Source organism: Bartonella sp. AU15XJBT, assembly GCF_028618615.1.
GTDB lineage: Bacteria > Pseudomonadota > Alphaproteobacteria > Rhizobiales > Rhizobiaceae > Bartonella.
Genome location: NZ_JAQITG010000093.1, coordinates 1 through 1,677, shown reverse-complemented (window position 1 = coordinate 1,677; position 1,677 = coordinate 1). Strand labels below are relative to the sequence as shown.

Below are 1,677 nucleotides of genomic sequence, written 5' to 3'. Positions count from 1 at the left end.
GATGAGGACCTGGAGCACATCCAGCTATAATAAGCAAAACTAATCCACTCAATAACTTTAAAGTTACTTTCATTTTTCCTCTCCTTCAATGATTTTTTACGATAAGATTGCTTAAAGCTTGTTGATGATTTTATCTCTGGTTTTCAAGACAGTTCAGAACTGAGATGGTGGATGAAGAGAACAATCCCGCACAAGCATGAAAACGCATGAATGTGGGGATTGTAGTTTCCACAAATAACAATACTTAAGGTTGGCATTCAGGTTGTACTGGACTTCTTTTACAAAACGGGCTGTTTAAGCGCTTTTCAACACTTCGCTTCGGAATAACAGCACCAGGACGACAAATGGGAAGATTTTCCTCTTTAAAAGTATAACACGGACTCCCCCTCCCTTTATAGCGGAAACCTGATTGAATCATACATGTATAAGTTGTTGCTTTTGCATTGATGCTCTGTTTTCTGTTTTCTGGATCGGCATCAATAAGGCTTGGCATGCCACATTCTAAAAGAGCTTTTCCTACCTCAGTAGAATCCGCAGCAGGTTTCTCCCACATGCTCACGTACCCTGGAGAAGGTTTGTCAATATTTTCAATGTCACATCCTGTAACCGTTAACAGAATGAGCAGGCTTAATAAATTAAACAGTATTTTCATTTTTTGTTCCTTGTTATTGTTGAATAAAGTTTTTTAAAACCAAATGAGCCGTAATTCCATCTACACGCATCACTTGCATCACCATAACACTTATGGGTAGTACTAGGATTATGGCCGCGTATCGCTCCTCCTATCTCTCTGAGTGGTAGAATTAACGGATGTAATGCATCATATGGTCCGAAACGTACCCTATAAGCTGTAGGAAAATTAAAACCAATTATTGTACTTATGGGGTCTAAGATATGGCCTTGTACGTAGACATAATTTTTTTCGCCATCGCTTAGATAATCTAATCTATTAGCTATCGATTGCAGGTGAGCAGCCGCTCCAACAAGATAGATATCTGTTTTCTTAGCTATACCGTGGATACCATCATCTTTCAAGTTATTCTCTCCATTGAGCACTGTTAGGGTACCACGGCTATGCGCACTAACAATCGCCCCATCATTGCCATAACGAGAGAGAAAATCTTGGAATTTCTTCGTCGAGTTACTCAAACCCCAAGTGTCCCCCTCCCAAAACTTTTGATAAAACGCTATCCCTAATTCTACTAGCACATCGTCAGCTTGGGGGGAAGTATGTAAAATAAAGGGGGCCTTTTTTATTATCAGACATTTGAACAGCATTACCCGCTGCATCATCTGATGAATTAAAAATGCCATTGTAGAACATATAAACAGCGCCGTCAGGGCCTTTTTGTAAATGATTTTCTTCCTCTGGTTTTAAAAAATGATACAAAACAATATTTTTTCCATCACTGTCTTTCATATACTCTCCATTGTCATCAGTTAAATAGAGGGTATTGCCATTTTCATCATGCGCAACCTCACCCACTGGGTGGGCAACATAATATGCCATTTTACGCACTTTATCCCAATAACCAAATCCCTCATCGGAGAAATCATTGATCATGTCTAAGCGATTATGCACTGCTCCTTCAAGCGGTGTGGCGTCTATCGGTGCGACAGCTTGGTGGGCTGCTGCGGTGTTGCGGTTGAGTGCATCAATGATTTGTCCAGCATCTT

Annotated in this window: 2 protein-coding genes and 1 pseudogene; all 3 read right to left on the bottom strand. The window is 40.3% G+C overall.

Annotation, left to right across the window (positions count from 1 at the left end; genetic code table 11):
• Nucleotides 1–244: 244 nt before the first annotated feature.
• Entirely contained in the window at nt 245–652 is a 408-nt protein-coding gene (locus tag PVV57_RS10240; protein WP_273784036.1) for a hypothetical protein, read from the bottom strand.
• The gene (locus PVV57_RS10235; RefSeq protein ID WP_273784035.1) at nt 649–1,209 is read right to left on the bottom strand and encodes a hypothetical protein; all 561 of its coding nucleotides are present in this window, start codon (nt 1,207–1,209) and stop codon (nt 649–651) included. The genes PVV57_RS10240 and PVV57_RS10235 overlap by 4 nt, the downstream gene beginning before the upstream one ends.
• 4 nt (nt 1,210–1,213) lie before the next feature.
• Nucleotides 1,214–1,677 (bottom strand): annotated as a pseudogene (locus PVV57_RS10230) (filamentous hemagglutinin); the annotation flags it as partial.

What these genes read in the sequence shown, in the direction of transcription:
- PVV57_RS10240 (WP_273784036.1), bottom strand. Translation starts at nt 652, where the DNA reads ATGAAAATACTGTTTAATTTATTAAGCCTGCTCATTCTGTTAACGGTT.